We start from the raw sequence: 15589 nt of genomic DNA on the forward strand, positions 1-15589 counted from the left end.
GGCCTTGGCAGGCGATTTTTTCAAGGAGTGTTGGGGCTTCATCTTCGTTCCTTCGTCACTACGACGAAGCCCCAACACTCCTTAATTCACAACCTCAAATCTGTGCCATTGGCGCTGACGGGGAACATCCCCGCTTTCGGCATTCCTCAACGAACTGAAGGAAACCCAGACGAACCAATTCGCGATGCAATGGCACAGGGCGAACCGATTGGTCGTTCTTGATGCGACCAAAATCCGTAAAGTCGATGAAGATATGCGGAATGGGAGCCAGCTTCACGTCACCCGGGCATAACTTACAGATTTCCTCCCGCCGGGCACCGGTATAGTAGAGGAGAAGTGGCACCCAATAGAACGCATCATGGACGATCGCATCTCCAGGCGTAACGCGTGCTCTCAAGACGGCTGCGCCAGTACCGCCACGATGAGGCTGCGAGCCCGTCCACGTCGGCATGGCGAAGAGCGCTGCCACATCGTCCTTGGAGGTTGCCGGACGTTCCGATCGAGCGCGCTTGCGCTTGGATACGATCGCGAACTGCTTGTCGAACGTGATGTCAGGCTTGCCCTTCTTGTTGGTAATGCCCCAGCGAACGATCGCGGCAAGGCTCGAAAGGTGTCGGTTCCGTGTCCGGTTTGACCGTTCGCCGGCAATAGGTTTGCCATCAGCCTTCTCCGCCGCCGCCTCCCCCGCTGCCACATGGTTGAGGATGCTTTTACGACTTTCGGCCCTCGTCATGTCGTACTGCTTGGGCACGAACCGGAGCTTTTTCATGAACGCGGTCAGGTCATCCTGATGATAAGCCCCCAGCTTCTTGCGACCGATCAGCAGTTCGAACAGGGCGATGGTACTGCGCGCCTGACGTCCCGATTTCCCATCCCATCGTTCATTGGCGACCAAGGCGGCGATCGCCGCCTCGATAAAGTCGCTGAAATACGCCCCCTGGTCGGCCGATGATCGGTCTACGGCCGTCGCGGTCGCACTGGCTTGAGCAGGCTCCGCGTAAGGCGATGCCGAAGCCGGCTCGATCGCGCCCCGCCGGCGTCGCTCGGCCTCAAGACAGGCGTCGCGATAGGCCGGATGGAGTGCCCGCTCGACCATGCGGCGCAGGCCATTATGCGGCTCGTATCCGAATTCGCGAAGGTAATGATCGACGAAGCGCCGTGAGATCGGCGGATTTCCCTCTTCGACGTGCGCGATCGCGACGCGCAGATTGGCGACCCGCTGCGCGTCCCAGCCCATCATCCGCCACGCCTGTTCCTCACCATCCAGCATTGCTGCATGGCCGCCGTTGCGGACGAGCCGGTCGTAATAATCGGCCCACGTTCGGTTGGCGCGCTCATGATCGACCGCATGATGCGGGTAAGCTCTTTGATCATCGCAGAACTGCGCCAGCTTCTCCGCGTACGCCTGCCTGGCCATTGCCTGGAGCTCGTCTTCGGTCGGGCGCGCGTCCGCCGCCCTTACGCGGTCCTCCACCATCCTTACCACCTCCCGCGTCGCGGCGGTCAGCGCGGCGCCTCTTTCCCGTGCCTCCTGCCGATCGGCCGTGCGCAGGGATAAACGTATATCAAGTTTCCGAGATGAGAACAAAGGGAGACAGCGCCGCCACCAGAAAATGGCGCCGCGCCGATAGACATGCTGGACCGAGGCCACAGAGCATCCGACCTTCCGGACAGACGATTGGCACAGTCGATGGCACAATCGTTCCGTCTCACAAGCAAGAAGCCAGCGAGATCAAGTCCTTAAGTGCAAATTGGCTGGGGCGGCAGGATTCGAACCTGCGAATGCCGGTACCAAAAACCGGTGCCTTACCACTTGGCGACGCCCCAGCAGAACGCGGGCGCCTATAACGGGCGCGCGCGAAGTGCAATGGCCTTAGGCGATCGGATGCAGCCAATTGTGCGGATCAGGCGCGCGGCCGCGCTGGATGGCGGTCAGGCTGTCGAGGAACCGCTGCGTAATCTGCCCCGTGCCGCCCGAGCCGATGGTGAACGCATAATCGGGCCCGGAGACCTGCCCGATCGGGGTCACGACGGCCGCGGTACCGCAGGCGAAGCTTTCGACCAGCCGCCCGCTGTCCGCATCCGCACGCCATTGATCGATCGAATACAGCTCCTCACGTACGGTGAGCCCCGCGTCACGGGCAAGCTGGAGAATCGAGTTGCGCGTGATGCCCGGCAGGATCGTTCCCGTCAGCGGCGGCGTCTGGATCGAGCCGTCGTCGAACACGAAGAAGATGTTCATGCCGCCCAGTTCCTCGATCCAGCGGCGTTCCGTCGCATCGAGGAACACCACCTGGTCGCATCCGCGGCGGATTGCCTCCTGCTGCGCGACGAGGCTGGTGGCGTAATTTCCGCCGCACTTGGCAGCGCCGGTGCCGCCAGGTGCGGCACGCGAATAATCATGGCTCACCCACAGCGAGATCGGCCGGACGCCGCCCTTCCAATAGGATCCGGCGGCCGACGCCAGCACCATGTACAGATACTCCCCGGCCGGCTTCACGCCCAGGAACACCTCGCTCGCGATCATGAACGGCCGCAGGTACAGCGACCCGCCCTCCACCGCCGGGAACCAGTCGGCATCGGTCTTTACCAACGCCTCGATCGAACCGATGAACAGATCGTCGGGCAGCTCGGGCATCGCCATGCGGCGGGCGGAATCGCGGAACCGCGCGGCATTGGCGGCGGGACGGAACAGCGCGAAGGACCCGTCATCATGACGATAGGCCTTCAGCCCTTCGAAGATCTCCTGCGCATAATGAAGCACCGCGGTTGCCGGATCGACCGACAGCGTGGTGCGTGCGGTGATCTTCGCATCATGCCACCCTTTCGCTTCGCTCCAGCGCACCACCGCCATATGATCGGTGAAGACGCGGCCAAACGCCGGGTCGCTGATCTGGGCGGTGCGTTCGGACGCCGGGATCGGCGAGGAATTGGGTTCAAAGGCGAATTGCGCAGGCGTCGGCACGGAAAAAAGCTCCTGGCAGGCGCAACAACCGCGCCGTTGACGGGGTTGCGGTCGGGTAGGCCCGATGGCAATGCCGGTCAACATGGCTGCCCCGACGTCCTCCGCCTCTCCGCTCTTCCTGCGCGAGCCTGAAATTCGCCGCGGTATCGAGCTGCTGTACTTCGGAAGCGCCCATATCACGCGGTCGATCGATCGCGGCCTGGCGCGTCACGGCCTCGGACGGGCGCACCATCGCGCGCTCTACTTCATCGCCCGGAAGCCCGACATGGCGGTCTCCGATCTGCTCGCGCTGCTGGGGATCACCAAACAGTCGCTCGGCCGCGTGCTGAGCGAATTGACCGAGCGTGGCTATGTCGAGGCGCGGCCTGGCGAGCGGGACCGCCGCCAACGACTCCTGCGCCTCACCAAGGAAGGTGAAGCGTTCGAGGCCGGGCTGTACGACGCGCTGCGCGAACGGCTCGCTGCCGCCTATCTGGAGGCTGGCCAGGGTGCCGTGGGCGGGTTCTGGGCGGTCCTGCAAGGGTTGATCCCCGAAGAAGAGCGTCCCCGGATCGACGCACTGCGCGGCTGAGCCGTCGCCCCGGCCGCCGAACAGCGGCCGGTGGATGTCGGCTCGTCAGATCAGCCGCGCGCCGCCGCGGCCAATTCCCGGTTCCGTTCGAAGCTCGCGCTCAGCGTCGCTTCCAGCAGGTGATTGAGCGCCGCGTCACGATCGAGGACATTGAGCCCCTCGCGCGTCGACCCGCCGGGACTCGCCACCCGATCGGCAAGCACCGCCGGGCTGACGTCCGCGCCCGCCGCCATCGCTGCTGACCCTTCGACTGTGGCGAGCGCGAGGCGCGCGGCCTGCTCGCGCGGCAGGCCCAGTCGCTCGCCCGCCGAGGCCAGCGCGTCGATGAACCGGAACACGAACCCCGGACCGCAACCCGAAAGGGCAGTGACCGCGTCAAAAAGCGCCTCGTCGGCGATCCATTCGACCTGACCGAGCGGACGGATCAGCGCCTCCGCGGTGTCTCGAACCGGCTGGTCGGTGAACGTCGCATGAAGCGCCGTCACTCCCTTGCCAATCGCCACCGGCAGGTTGGGCATGGCACGCACGATCGTGCCCGCCGCGATGCGCGCCGCCAGCGCCGATTCCTCAACGCCCGCCAGGATGGACAGGAGGATCGCGGGGCGGATGCTCGCGATCGACGGGGCGACCGAGTCCAGCAGCTGCGGCTTGACGGCGAGCACGATCACCTCCGGCGCAGACTCCTGCGGCGGCGCGGCGAGAATCCGTACCCCCGCCGGTACGTCAGGCGCGCCAGGATCGACAACGGTGATCGCGGATGGCGGCAAGCCCTGCGCGATCCAGCCGCGCAGCATCGCGCCACCCATGTTGCCGCAACCGATCAACCACAAGGAACTGGGAAGGCTCATGACCGGCTCAGGCCTCGCCCTGCGTTTCGATCAGCGCCGCCGCAATGGCGTCGCGCGGCGATTTCCCGCCCCACAGGACGAACTGGAACACCGGATAGAAGCGCTCGCATTCGTCGATCGCGGTTTCCACCAACACTTGCGCCGCGTTGAGCGACAGCGTCGCCTCCTCCTCGGTCTGATCGACCACCGCGGCATGGCGGTACAGCAGGATCCCGCTGGACGACCACATCTCGAAATGGCCCAGCCACAGCTGTTCATTGGCGAGGCCGATCGTCTCGTACACCGCTGCGCGCGCATGTTCCGCGACCTTCACGTCCGGAAACGCCAGGAACTGCAACACGCCATCTTCTTCGCGCCACAGGGCGCGAAGCTCATATTCGGTCCAGCTGCCCTTCACGCTCGCGCTGATCTCGTCGTCATGGCGGTCGTACGACCAGCCATGCGCCGAGAAATAGTTTTCGAGCATGTCCAGCGGGGCTTCGGGTTCGTGATCGTGATCGGCTTCGTCGAGCATCACCATCTTATCGCACGGGTTAGCCCCGCAACGCAAAGCACGCGCCGCAGACAGTTGTGGATAGATCAGCCGTTCTGGCGCGCTTCCAGTGCATCCAGTCGCGCGCGAAGCGCATCGGCCTCGTCACGTGCCGCAACCGCCATCGCCTTCACCGCCTCGAACTCGTCACGGCTGACGAAGTCCAGGCCGCCGATCCACTCGCGCGCTCGCTCCCGCGCGCCGGACTGCGCCTCGCGCCCTACACCCACCAACGTCCCGGCCGCGCCGTTCACCAATTTCGCCAGATCATCGAACAGCCGGTTTTCGGACTGCATGTGCCAAAGCCTTTCGGTAGAGAATCAACCAATGACTTGGGAGGTTCGGGCGCTCGGCACAAGGGTTTCCGCGTCGGGGTTGAGCTGATCGATCCGCCACGTCAGCACCGCGGCAAAGCTCAGCCACACCAGATAGGGGACCATCATCCACGCCGCCGCCTTGCGGATCCGGGCAAAGGCAACGGTGGTGGCGATCGCCAGCAGCAGCATCACCGTGATCACCAGCAACGCGGCGCCAACCCGATGCGCACCAAAGAACAGCGGAGTCCAGGCAAGGTTCAGCGCAAATTGAGCCGCGAACAGCCCCACCGCAGCCGCCCGTCGCCGTGCCCCGCGCGCGTTCAGGATCGCAGCAAGCGCAAGTCCGAGCAGAATATAGAGCGTCGTCCAGGCGACCGGGAACACCCAGCCCGGCGGCGTCACCGCCGGTTTCTCCAGCGCCTGATACCACAGGTTCTGATCACCCGAAGGGACACTGCGCCCCGACAGAAAGCCCAGCAGCATGATCAGCGGGACACATACGAGCGCCCATCGCACGAACGACATGCGCAACTGGCTCTTGGACGCTAATGCCCCCACATTTCCTCCGCGGCGTTTTGCGTCGCCTAACCATGGCCCGCAGCGATCGTAAACCGCGCACGATCATCATCAATCGCGCAAGTGCCTCAATTGCGGACAGCCGCGAGCAGGAACTCCACATTCCCTTCCGGCCCGGTGATCGGACTTTCGCTCACGCCTTCGACACGCCACCCCTGCGTTTCGAACCAGGCCGCCACCTCGTCGCAGACGCGCCGGTGAACGGTCGGGTCGCGCACCACGCCGCCCTTCCCCACTTCCTCGCGGCCCGCCTCGAACTGCGGCTTCACCAGCGTCAGCGCGCGGGCGGCGGGCTTGGCGAAGCGCAGCGACACCTCCAGCACCTTGGCAATGCCGATGAAGCTCGCGTCGCACACGATCAGGTCGACCGGCTCGGGAATATGTGCATCGGTCAGGATGCGCGCGCTGGTCTGTTCATGAACGATCACGCGCGGGTCCTGCCGCAGCTTCCAGGCAAGCTGGTTGGTGCCGCTGTCGACCGCATACACGCGCGCCGCACCGCGACTCAGCAGCACGTCGGTGAAGCCGCCGGTGGATGATCCCACATCGATGGCGACCGCGCCCGTCACGTCCCAGCCGAAATGGTCAAGCCCATGCGCCAGCTTGATGCCGCCGCGCGATACCCAGGGATGGTCCCGGCCGCGCACGTCGAGCGTCACATCCTCTGCGAAGCTTTGCCCCGGCTTCTCCACCTTGCGATCACCGACATAGACCAGCCCGGCCATGATCAGCGCCTGCGCACGGGTGCGCGATTCGGCGAGGCCGCGATCGACGAGCATCTGATCTACGCGAGACTTTGCCATGCCGGCCCTATCGCCCCCCGATCGCTTCGTCGCAAGCGCTGCTCGATCCGACCTTGTGGCGGAACTGAGTCATTGCCCATGGATTTGATAGGATATAGAAAGAGGTCGAGGTCGCGATGCCGGGCGTCCCCCTAGAGCACTGGCACCGCGGCCTCGCCCCGACGGACAGGAGCACCATCATGGGCCATTTTTCGTCCAGCATCGCGCGGCCGCCAACCGTCCTTACGGTTCCCGGCCTCGGCAATTCGGGTCCGGCGCATTGGCAGACTCTTTGGGAACAAGGCCGCCTCGACACGCACCGTGTCGATCTCGGCATGTGGGATACCCCGCATCGCAACGCCTGGGTGACGAAGCTCGACCAGGCAATCTCCAGCGCGCAGGCCCCCGTCATCCTGGTCGGGCATAGCCTGGGATGCCAGGCTATCGCCTGGTGGGCGTCGCTCAGCCCGCAACCCTATGGATGGCCAGTGGCGGGCGCCCTGCTCGTCGCGCCTGCCGACGTGGATCGCGAGGGCGCACCGGCGGAGCTGAACACCTTCGCCCCCGCACCCCGAATCCCCCTGCCCTTCCCCTCGATCCTGGTTGCGAGCACCGACGATCCCTGGGTCTCGATCGAGCGTGCGCACAGCCTGGCGGCGGATTGGGGCAGTTACTTCGTCGATGCTGGCGCACAAGGCCATCTCAACGCGGCCAGCGGACTTGGCTGGTGGCCCGAGGGTCAGGCCCTGCTCGACCGAGTGATAGAGGCCGCCGGCGGGCCGCATGGCGAAGTCAGGGCGCCCGGCGATGCCCGCGCGATCCTCGCCCGCCCGCATGATTACACTGCGCATGAGGCACGCAACTGAGGCAGATGGTCGAGGCCACCGGCCACGACGCGATCAGGAAGGTGGCAGCGCCTCGTCGCTTTCCTGTTCGGCGCGCAACGCCGCGATCCGCCGCGCTTCCTTCAGGCGGCGCCACAGCGCGAGATTGAAGCCCGCCATCGCCACCACCAATATGGCAGTGGCGAGGATGACCTTGGTCCAGCCGCTCACGCGCCCACAGCGGCGCCGGTTTCGTTCCAGCGCAGCGCCTTCAGCACGGTTCCGACGACCCCTTCGGCATCAAGCCCGGCCGCGGCATATTGCGCCTGCGGCGTATCCTGATCCTGGAAGACGTCCGGCAGGCGCAGCGTGCGCAGCTTCAGCCCGCCGTCGATCAGCCCCTCGTCGGATGCCATGGTCAGGACATGCGCGCCCAGCCCGCCGACCGATCCTTCCTCGATTGTCACGGCAACTTCGTGGCTGGACAGCAGGCGACGGATCATCGCCTCGTCCAGCGGCTTGGCAAAGCGAAGATCGGCGACCGTCGTCGACAGGCCCTTGGCCTCCAGCTGGTCCGCCGCCTTCAGCGCCTCGGCCAACCGGGTGCCGAGCGACAGGATCGCCACCGTCTTGCCCTCGCGCACGATGCGGCCCTTGCCGATCTCCAGCAGTTCGGGGGTCTCGGGCAGCGGCACGCCGGTGCCGTTGCCGCGCGGATATCGCACCGCGATCGGGCCGGAATCATGCTCGACACAGGTATGGACCATATGGACCAGCTCGGCCTCGTCCGCCGCAGCCATCACCACGAAATTGGGCAAGCTCGCCAGATAGGTGATGTCGAACGATCCGGCATGGGTCGCGCCATCGGCACCGACCAGCCCGGCACGGTCGATGGCAAAGCGAACCGGCAGGTTCTGGATCGCAACGTCATGGACCACCTGGTCATAGGCGCGCTGCAGGAACGTCGAATAGATCGCGCAGAACGGGCGCATGCCCTGCGCCGCAAGGCCAGCGGCGAAGGTCACGCCATGCTGTTCGGCTATGCCGACGTCGAACGCGCGGTCGGGATGGCGCTGCGCGAAGCGATCGACCCCAGTGCCCGACGGCATGGCCGCGGTGATCGCGCAGACCCGCGGGTCGCGATCCGCCTCATTGGCCAGCGCGTCGCCGAACACGTTCTGATAGGCCGGCGGCCCCGGCGGCGCCTTCGCCTGCGCGCCAGTCACCACGTCGAACTTCTGCACACCGTGATATTTGTCGGATGCCGCCTCGGCCGGGGCATAGCCCTTGCCCTTCTTCGTCACGACATGGACCAGGATCGGGCCTTCCTCCGCGTCGCGCACATTCTCGAGCACCGGGATGAGGTGTTCCAGATTATGCCCGTCGATCGGGCCGACGTAGTAAAAGCCCAGCTCCTCGAACAGCGTGCCGCCCATCGTCATGCCGCGGGCGAATTCGTCGGTCTTGCGCGCTGCATTGTGAAACGGCCGCGGCAGACGCCGCGCCAGCTTCTTCATCAACTCGCGCACCGACAGGAATTCGCGGCTGGAAACGATGCGCGACAAATAGGCCGACAGCCCGCCGACCGGCGGCGCGATCGACATGTCATTGTCGTTCAGGATCACGACCAGCCGGTTGCCTGCGGCCTCGGCGTTGTTCATCGCCTCATAGGCCATGCCGGCGGACATCGCGCCGTCGCCGATCACCGCGATCGCCTTGCCCGGCTGGTCGGCCAGCTTGTTGGCGATGGCAAAGCCAAGCGCGGCCGAGATCGAGGTGGAACTGTGCGCCGCGCCGAACGGATCGTATTCGCTCTCGCTGCGCTTGGTGAAGCCGGAAAGGCCGCCGCCCTGCCGCAGCGTGCGGATACGGTCACGCCGCCCGGTCAGGATCTTGTGCGGATAGCATTGGTGCCCGACGTCCCAGATCAGGCGGTCGCGCGGCGTATCGAACACATAGTGGATCGCGGTCGTCAGCTCGACCACGCCCAGCCCCGAACCAAGGTGCCCGCCCGTGGAGCCAACCGCGGAGATCGTCTCGGCCCGCAGTTCGTCGGCAAGTTGGCGAAGCTGTTCAGGGGCCAACTTTCGAAGGTCGGCCGGCGTCGAAACGGTATCGAGCAACGGCGTCTGAGGCAGATCGGTCATCGTGCGGCGCTTACCCCAGCGGTTGGATCGTGTCGAATGGTACGGATTCCTGCCACGTCGATCATCGGGCGGTACCGGCGCAGGCGGCGCAGCGGCCGCGCACCTCGATCACCGGGCGCACCGGTGAAAAGCCAGCGGCAGAGGCCGCGTCGCGGACCCCGCCGGTCAGGCGGTCATCGTCAAGATGAGTCGTCTGCCCGCACGAATCGCACACCAGGAAAATGCAGTCATGCAGGCAATCGGGGTGCGCATTGGCGACATAGGCGTTGGCGCTCTCCACCTTGCGGGCCAGGTTCGTTCCGACGAACAGATCCAGGATGCGGTACACGCTGTTGGCGGCAACGCGCCGCCCCTCCGCCTTGGAAACGGCGTCGGCGATATCATAGGCGCTCGCCGGCTTATCGAACCCGGCCAGCGCGCCAAACACGCTGGCGCGCATCGCGGTCCATTGCTCCCCGGCACGTTCCAACGTTGCCTGGGCTGCCTCGGCCAGGTCTGCACCCTGCGGTTCGTGATGATCGTGATGAGCATGCGCCATGATCTGGATTTAGGCAGGCGTGCACCGCGCAGCAAGCACGCGATACCGCCCGCGCCCTTGCGATGGTGACGCCGCCTGCCTCTCTCCCCTATGATCCGGCCTCGATCGGGAGAATGTTCATGGATCTTGGCCTGTCCGGCAAAACCGCCATCGTCTGCGCGTCCAGCCAAGGGCTGGGCTTCGCCTGCGCGCAGGAACTTGCCCGCGCCGGCTGCCGTCTCGTCATCAACGGCCGCGATGCCGATGCGGTCGAGCAAGCAGCCGCGAAGCTGCGGCAGGATGCCGGCGTGGAGGTGATCGCCATCGCCGGCGACATCGGTGATCCGGCGGTGCAGGCCGATCTGGTCGCCGCCGCCGGTCGGCCAGACATTCTCGTCAACAACAACGGCGGCCCGCCCCCGCGCGGTTTCCGCGATCTTGACGAGGCTGCGATCCACGCCGGGCTCGATGCCAATATGGTCACGCCCATCCGCCTCGTTCAACAGGTCGTCGACGGGATGATCGAACGGCGCTTCGGCCGCATCGTGTGCATCACCTCCGGGTCAGTGAAGGCGCCCGCCGGCGGCCTTGATCTTTCCAGCGGCGCGCGCATCGGGCTGACCGGCTTCCTCGCCGGCGTCGCGCGCGAAGTGGCGAGCGCCAATGTCACGATCAACTTCCTCCTCCCCGGCCTGTTCGCCACCCGCCGCTTGCCCGCCGTCATGAACTTCGCCGCCAGATCGCAGTCGATCGATGTCGAGACGGCAGAGGCGCGCAGCCGCGATCGCATCCCGGCCAAGAGGTTCGGCGATCCGGCCGAATTTGGCGCAGCCTGCGCCTTTTTATGCTCGGATCGCGCCGGCTTTATCACCGGGCAGAGCCTCCTGATCGATGGCGGCGCCTACCCGGGCGTGCTATAAAGTACAGCTTGTTTGCGCGCTGCGACATTTTCTTGCATGGCCGCGCGCCGAAAGGAAAATTGCCATGGCCTCCAATTGGGCCCCTCATAGCTGGACCTCTCACGAGGCTCGCCAAATCCCCGACTACCCCGATCAGTCCGCGCTGACCGCCGCGACCGATACGCTGCGCAGCTTCCCCCCGCTCGTCTTTGCCGGCGAAGCGCGCAATCTGACCGCTGAGCTCGCGCGTGTCGCGGCCGGCGACGCCTTCCTGCTGCAGGGCGGCGATTGCGCGGAAAGCTTCGCCGAGTTTCATCCCAACAACATCCGCGACACGTTCCGCGTCATCCTACAGATGGCGGTGGTCCTCACCTATGCCTCGAAGCTGCCGGTGGTGAAGCTCGGCCGCATGGCCGGCCAGTTTGCGAAGCCGCGCTCCGCCCCGACGGAAACGATCGATGGCGTCGAATTGCCCAGCTATCGCGGCGACAACGTCAACGACATCGGCTTCACCCCGGAATCTCGCACCCCTGATCCGAAGCGCATGGTGCAGGGCTATGCCCAGTCCGCCGCGACGCTGAACCTGCTGCGCGCCTTCGCGCAGGGCGGTTACGCCAATCTCGCGCAGGTGCATCGCTGGACACTGGATTACATGGGTCGCAGCCCGTGGGCGGCGAAATATGCCGAAACCGCCGATCGCATCGGCGAGGCGCTCGATTTCATGGCGGCGTGCGGCATCGATCCCGAAACCGTGCCCCAGCTCGCGCAGACAAGCTTCTACACCAGCCATGAGGCGCTGCTGCTTCCTTATGAGGAGGCGATGACCCGGCAGGATTCGCTAACCGGCGACTGGTACGATACGTCCGCGCACTTCCTGTGGATCGGCGATCGCACCCGGTTCGAGGGCTCGGCGCACGTCGAGTTCCTCCGCGGGATCGGCAATCCGATCGGCGTGAAGTGCGGACCGACGTTGGAGCCCGACGTGCTGCTGCGCCTGCTCGACACGCTCAATCCCGGCCGCATCCCCGGCCGCATGACGCTGATCACCCGCTACGGCCATGACAAGATCGAGGCGGCCTTCCCCAAGCTGCTGCGCGCCGTCACGCGCGAAGGGCATCCGGTGGTCTGGAGCTGCGATCCGATGCACGGCAACGTCGTGAAGGCAGCGAACGGCTACAAGACCCGCCCGTTCGAGCGGATCCTGGCCGAGGTCCGCGGCTTCTTCGCGGTTCACCGCGCAGAGGGGACGCACGCCGGCGGCATCCACGCCGAAATGACCGGGCAGAACGTCACCGAATGCACTGGCGGCGCCGTCGACGTCACCGAACAGACGCTGGCTGACCGCTACCACACGCATTGCGACCCGCGCCTCAACGCGGGGCAGAGCCTGGAGATGGCCTTCCTGCTCGCCGAAATGCTTAACGCGGAGATGGCGGAGCGCCGCAAGGCAGCCGCCTGAAATGAAAAAGGATGTCGCGGTGGGTTGACGACCCGCCGCGACCCCCGTAGAGGCGCCGCTCCCGCTTGCACGGCCCCTTCGTCTAGCGGTCTAGGACGTCGCCCTCTCACGGCGAAAACACGGGTTCGAGTCCCGTAGGGGTCACCACTTCGTCGCTAAGTCGCGGAGTTCGACGGAAAACGGCAAAAATCAATGCTTCATTAGGCGCCCGATGCTACGAAAGGGTGCTACGAATGGGGCGTAGAATGAGTCATTCACACAAGCGTGCAACCTCGCGAAACGCATGGTTCCGGATGGACGTCCCGAAGGACATTCGTCACCTTGCCGGCAAGACGTCGTGGCAGCACTCGCTTAGCACAGCCGAACCCAACCTTGCCGCACAGCGGCGCGCTGCTTGGAGCTCGCATTACAAGGGCGAGGTGATTCGGCTGCGAATGCTCTTGACGCAGCAAGCCCAGCAGTCCGCTGATGTGCTGGTCGATGAGGCTTTGAACAAGCTGGCCAGCTTTTCCCGATCGATGGATCTTGCGGTAGCCAGTGAATTGCAGAAACTAGCGTCGATCGTCCGGTCGTCGTGGAGCAACGCCCATGCCCAGGCCGTGGAACGGCAGCATCTCGGCGAAGTCTGGACGAGCCTGCTAGACCCGGAGCCACCGGAAATCCCGTCGATCGATGACGATGAGGAACGCAGGCGGTTTCAACTTCGCGCTGAAATCCTCGAAAGCAACGCTGCGACCAGCGGCATCGTCTATCAGGAACTCGCACGCGAGTTGCTGGCACGCGGCGTTTACGAGCCGCTCCACTTTGCCATCAGCTATCTGCCGTATTTGGTCCCGGCCATCGATCTGTCCACCAAGGCCAGCTATGACCGCATTGCGCACGCCTACCTGAGCCGATTGGCGGAGCACACGTTCGCATCTTGGCCGGTTGGTATCCGCGAAGCACTGCGCCCCGTTGTCATTCCGCCGACCACCAACTCACCCGTCCCAACTTCAACCGAGGCGTCGCCGGCACTTTTTGCAACGACCTCCGCCCTAGTCCCGAACAGCCATCACACGCTTTCGGAAGCTTTCGATCTCTGGCGCCGGCGCAAGCGGATTACGGGCAAGGATAAAACAGCCGACGAGTTCGCCAAGGCAATTGCACGTTTCGAGGAACTCAGCAGCACCAGCGCGATCGAAGCAATTACGCCCGCGATGGTGCGGACTTTCATCTCCTTGGTCGAGCAATTGCCGTTCCGCCCGAAGAAGGCTGTCAGCGCCTTGCCGCTCACTGAGCAGATCGCCCTGGCGCACGCGAAAGCCTTGCCAACGCTATCCCCGCCGACCGTGGGAAAGCAATTGACTGCGCTCCGAGCGATCTTGAGCGTGGCCAAAGACGCCGGGTGGATTTCCAGCAATCCGGCGCAAGGCATCTCGGTCGAGGGTGCGGCTTGGGAAGGTGACGAGCGCGATCACTTCTCTGACGAGGACATGCGCAGGATTTACGCCTCGCCATTGATGACCGACCCGGACGCCTGCGACGACACGATGTTCTGGGTCCTGTTCCTGGCACCGTTCCACGGATCGCGCCCAGGCGAACATTGCAAACTGAAACCCACCGAAATCGTTCAGGACGATGGCGAATGGGTCATGCGGTTCCGCCGCGATCGCCGGATCCGTCCTACCGCTGCTTCGACCAGCGAGACCCGCCCCCGACGGCAGAAGACGCGCAGCTCAGTTCGCGACGTCCCAATCCACTGGATCTTGTTGGAAGCAGGCTTCGCAGAATTCGCGCGCTTGCAGCGTGACTGTGTTGCAGAATGGCTGTTCGACGATCTCGAGGCTGACAAATACGGCGACCGCTACAAGTATCTGTCGCGCCGGATCAACGATGCTTTGCGCAAGCTCGGCATCCATGAACCGGACAAGTCGTTCTATTCGACCCGTCATACGATGAAGCGTGAAGGGCGGCGGCTCAAGATCGACAATCAAAGCCTCGACCAGCTTACCGGCCATGCTCCGGTATCGGTCGGTGGCCGTTACGGTCAAGGATCGCCGACTGAAACGTTGAAAGCCGATCTTGATCGCCTCGAATTCCGAAGCGTTCCGTGGGACGATGTCGTACTGTGTGCACATAAGCGGCTGCAGCGGTTTCGAATAATCAAGAAGCACAGCTAACTGCAATTCGTCACAAAGATGGGACGAATCCGACAAGCTTAGACGTCATTCGCCGATAATTGCATGCAAGAGCCATGTAGCAACCTGCACTTCGGCCAATCACCCCAGCCGACATCGATGACCCACAAGCGGCGGTTCAGATGAGCTTCGTCGCTTTCCCATGCCGGTCACTCATTCATCTCGGGTGAGGGCAGAGCTGACACCGCCATAGCTTGGCAGCCGGCTACTAACTGCGGCTCGTGAACGCTTCCTCCAGCATACCGAGCGCCGCGCGCACCGCTGGGTTGACCCGGCGGCTCTCTGGCTAGAGCGCAATGATATTATTTCGCTCCACCGCGAAGTCCTCTAGCACCGGGACCAGTTCTCCTCGCTTGACGTATGGCGCCGTGACGAAGGTAGCGCCCATGCCCATGCCGGCACGGCGGCGAGTATGGCAACAAGGGCATCGCTGACGTCCACGGTCAGCGTAGAGGGTGGAACGACCTCGACCACCTTGCCCCCGATCCGAAACGGCCAGCGTAGCGGCTGTCCCGTGCTCTGGTAACGAAGAGTAACTGTATCATGATTTGCGAGGTCGTCCGGGTGCGTCGGTACCCCGCGCTCGGCGAGGTAAGGCGAAGCAGCAGAGCTGCACCGGCGCCAGCTTGCGCGACAAGAGCCGCGAGTCCGCAAGGTCGCCGATACGAACGGCGATGTCGATGCCCTCGTCAACGATGTTCACGAAGCGGTCGCTCAGCCGCGGACCGATTGACAGCTTCGGGTATTGGCGACGGAACGCAGGGAGCGCCGGCGCGATCACACGCACCCCAATTGGCAGTGAGGCCGCGATCCGCAAACTGCCCGACGGCTCCGAACGCGTTGACGCCGCCACCTGCCCGATCTCCTCCGCGTCGCGCAGCAGCCGGACCGCTCGATCGTGGAGCTCGCGGCCTTCCGCAGTCACCGAGCTGCTTCTCAAGCCGCTGGACGCTCTTACTTACCGCCGAGGGCAAG

The 15589-nt window shown here is 64.6% G+C and carries 16 protein-coding genes and 2 tRNA genes; 6 read left to right on the forward strand and 12 right to left on the reverse strand.

Translation table 11 applies throughout. From position 1 onward, the window contains the following. Positions 1-94: 94 nt before the first annotated feature. The 3 genes from CA236_RS03815 to CA236_RS03825 all read right to left on the reverse strand — a co-directional run bounded on the left by CA236_RS03815 (position 95) and on the right by CA236_RS03825 (position 2965). Positions 95-1477, reverse strand: coding sequence for a hypothetical protein (locus tag CA236_RS03815; protein WP_164518840.1), 1383 nt, complete (start codon positions 1475-1477; stop codon positions 95-97). 275 nt (positions 1478-1752) lie between these two features. Then, positions 1753-1827: transfer RNA gene (locus tag CA236_RS03820), tRNA-Gln, on the reverse strand. A gap of 46 nt (positions 1828-1873) precedes the next feature. Continuing rightward, positions 1874-2965: a branched-chain amino acid aminotransferase gene (locus tag CA236_RS03825; RefSeq protein WP_046411136.1), complete on the reverse strand. Its 1092-nt coding sequence runs from the start codon at positions 2963-2965 to the stop codon at positions 1874-1876. A gap of 64 nt (positions 2966-3029) precedes the next feature. On the opposite strand from CA236_RS03825, the gene CA236_RS03830 reads away from it, so the two are divergent. Further along, positions 3030-3536 carry a helix-turn-helix domain-containing protein gene (locus CA236_RS03830; RefSeq protein WP_046411138.1) on the forward strand — a complete coding sequence of 169 codons (507 nt, stop codon included), beginning with the start codon at positions 3030-3032 and terminating at the stop codon, positions 3534-3536. Positions 3537-3586: 50 nt separating this feature from the next. Here the strand turns inward: CA236_RS03830 and proC are convergent, their stop codons facing one another. From proC to CA236_RS03855, 5 genes are all read right to left on the reverse strand, one after another. After that, the gene (proC, locus tag CA236_RS03835) at positions 3587-4384 is read right to left on the reverse strand and encodes a pyrroline-5-carboxylate reductase (RefSeq protein WP_125944607.1); all 798 of its coding nucleotides are present in this window, start codon (positions 4382-4384) and stop codon (positions 3587-3589) included. Between the two features lie 7 nt (positions 4385-4391). Next, a complete protein-coding gene (locus tag CA236_RS03840) occupies positions 4392-4898 on the reverse strand; it encodes a YbjN domain-containing protein (protein WP_186313967.1) in 507 nt (168 codons plus the stop codon). A gap of 65 nt (positions 4899-4963) precedes the next feature. Continuing rightward, the gene (locus CA236_RS03845; RefSeq protein ID WP_125944608.1) at positions 4964-5212 is read right to left on the reverse strand and encodes an accessory factor UbiK family protein; all 249 of its coding nucleotides are present in this window, start codon (positions 5210-5212) and stop codon (positions 4964-4966) included. Between the two features lie 24 nt (positions 5213-5236). Next, positions 5237-5758 carry a TspO/MBR family protein gene (locus CA236_RS03850; RefSeq protein WP_125944861.1) on the reverse strand — a complete coding sequence of 174 codons (522 nt, stop codon included), beginning with the start codon at positions 5756-5758 and terminating at the stop codon, positions 5237-5239. 119 nt (positions 5759-5877) lie between these two features. Further along, positions 5878-6612: a TlyA family RNA methyltransferase gene (locus CA236_RS03855; protein ID WP_125944609.1), complete on the reverse strand. Its 735-nt coding sequence runs from the start codon at positions 6610-6612 to the stop codon at positions 5878-5880. Between the two features lie 179 nt (positions 6613-6791). On the opposite strand from CA236_RS03855, the gene CA236_RS03860 reads away from it, so the two are divergent. Beyond that, positions 6792-7457, forward strand: a complete 666-nt coding sequence (locus tag CA236_RS03860) for an alpha/beta hydrolase (RefSeq protein WP_125944610.1) — start codon at positions 6792-6794, stop codon at positions 7455-7457. A 33-nt stretch (positions 7458-7490) separates the two neighbouring features. Here CA236_RS03860 and CA236_RS18690 read toward each other — a convergent pair whose 3' ends face one another. From CA236_RS18690 to CA236_RS03870, 3 genes are all read right to left on the reverse strand, one after another. Continuing rightward, positions 7491-7646 (reverse strand): hypothetical protein, encoded by a 156-nt coding sequence (locus tag CA236_RS18690; RefSeq protein ID WP_156167287.1) that lies wholly within the window; start codon positions 7644-7646, stop codon positions 7491-7493. Further along, positions 7643-9562, reverse strand: a complete 1920-nt coding sequence (gene dxs, locus CA236_RS03865) for a 1-deoxy-D-xylulose-5-phosphate synthase (RefSeq protein ID WP_125944611.1) — start codon at positions 9560-9562, stop codon at positions 7643-7645. Before dxs ends, CA236_RS18690 begins: the two co-directional genes overlap by 4 nt. Before the next feature lie 61 nt (positions 9563-9623). Then, on the reverse strand, positions 9624-10100 hold the full coding sequence (locus CA236_RS03870; RefSeq protein WP_046411152.1) for a transcriptional repressor: 477 nt from the start codon (positions 10098-10100) through the stop codon (positions 9624-9626). A gap of 119 nt (positions 10101-10219) precedes the next feature. Here CA236_RS03870 and CA236_RS03875 point away from each other — a divergent pair, with 119 nt between their 5' ends. From CA236_RS03875 to CA236_RS03890, 4 genes are all read left to right on the forward strand, one after another. Then, complete coding sequence (locus tag CA236_RS03875) at positions 10220-10999, forward strand: SDR family oxidoreductase (protein ID WP_046411884.1); 780 nt, start codon at positions 10220-10222, stop codon at positions 10997-10999. 64 nt (positions 11000-11063) lie between these two features. Next, the gene (locus tag CA236_RS03880; protein ID WP_125944612.1) at positions 11064-12437 is read left to right on the forward strand and encodes a 3-deoxy-7-phosphoheptulonate synthase class II; all 1374 of its coding nucleotides are present in this window, start codon (positions 11064-11066) and stop codon (positions 12435-12437) included. 71 nt (positions 12438-12508) lie between these two features. Continuing rightward, positions 12509-12584: transfer RNA gene (locus CA236_RS03885), tRNA-Glu, on the forward strand. Positions 12585-12730: 146 nt separating this feature from the next. Then, a complete protein-coding gene (locus CA236_RS03890; protein ID WP_125944613.1) occupies positions 12731-14596 on the forward strand; it encodes a site-specific integrase in 1866 nt (621 codons plus the stop codon). Between the two features lie 559 nt (positions 14597-15155). Here the strand turns inward: CA236_RS03890 and CA236_RS18935 are convergent. Next, positions 15156-15539, reverse strand: a complete 384-nt coding sequence (locus CA236_RS18935; protein ID WP_206430504.1) for a LysR substrate-binding domain-containing protein — start codon at positions 15537-15539, stop codon at positions 15156-15158. Positions 15540-15589 lie beyond the last annotated feature (50 nt).

Origin of the sequence: Sphingomonas sp. ABOLG (assembly GCF_003950435.1) — a bacterium.
Classification (GTDB): domain Bacteria; phylum Pseudomonadota; class Alphaproteobacteria; order Sphingomonadales; family Sphingomonadaceae; genus Sphingomonas; species Sphingomonas panaciterrae.

Excerpts from the sequence above, each read along its gene's own strand:
- CA236_RS03815 (WP_164518840.1), bottom strand. The coding sequence starts at position 1,477 with ATGGTGGAGGACCGCGTAAGGGCGGCGGACGCGCGCCCGACCGAAGAC.
- CA236_RS03830 (WP_046411138.1), top strand. The coding sequence starts at position 3,030 with ATGGCAATGCCGGTCAACATGGCTGCCCCGACGTCCTCCGCCTCTCCG.
- proC (WP_125944607.1), bottom strand. The coding sequence starts at position 4,384 with ATGAGCCTTCCCAGTTCCTTGTGGTTGATCGGTTGCGGCAACATGGGT.
- CA236_RS03840 (WP_186313967.1), bottom strand. The coding sequence starts at position 4,898 with ATGCTCGACGAAGCCGATCACGATCACGAACCCGAAGCCCCGCTGGAC.
- CA236_RS03845 (WP_125944608.1), bottom strand. The coding sequence starts at position 5,212 with ATGCAGTCCGAAAACCGGCTGTTCGATGATCTGGCGAAATTGGTGAAC.
- CA236_RS03850 (WP_125944861.1), bottom strand. The coding sequence starts at position 5,758 with ATGTCGTTCGTGCGATGGGCGCTCGTATGTGTCCCGCTGATCATGCTG.
- CA236_RS03855 (WP_125944609.1), bottom strand. The coding sequence starts at position 6,612 with ATGGCAAAGTCTCGCGTAGATCAGATGCTCGTCGATCGCGGCCTCGCC.
- CA236_RS03860 (WP_125944610.1), top strand. The coding sequence starts at position 6,792 with ATGGGCCATTTTTCGTCCAGCATCGCGCGGCCGCCAACCGTCCTTACG.
- dxs (WP_125944611.1), bottom strand. The coding sequence starts at position 9,562 with ATGACCGATCTGCCTCAGACGCCGTTGCTCGATACCGTTTCGACGCCG.
- CA236_RS03870 (WP_046411152.1), bottom strand. The coding sequence starts at position 10,100 with ATGGCGCATGCTCATCACGATCATCACGAACCGCAGGGTGCAGACCTG.
- CA236_RS03875 (WP_046411884.1), top strand. The coding sequence starts at position 10,220 with ATGGATCTTGGCCTGTCCGGCAAAACCGCCATCGTCTGCGCGTCCAGC.
- CA236_RS03880 (WP_125944612.1), top strand. The coding sequence starts at position 11,064 with ATGGCCTCCAATTGGGCCCCTCATAGCTGGACCTCTCACGAGGCTCGC.
- CA236_RS03890 (WP_125944613.1), top strand. The coding sequence starts at position 12,731 with ATGGACGTCCCGAAGGACATTCGTCACCTTGCCGGCAAGACGTCGTGG.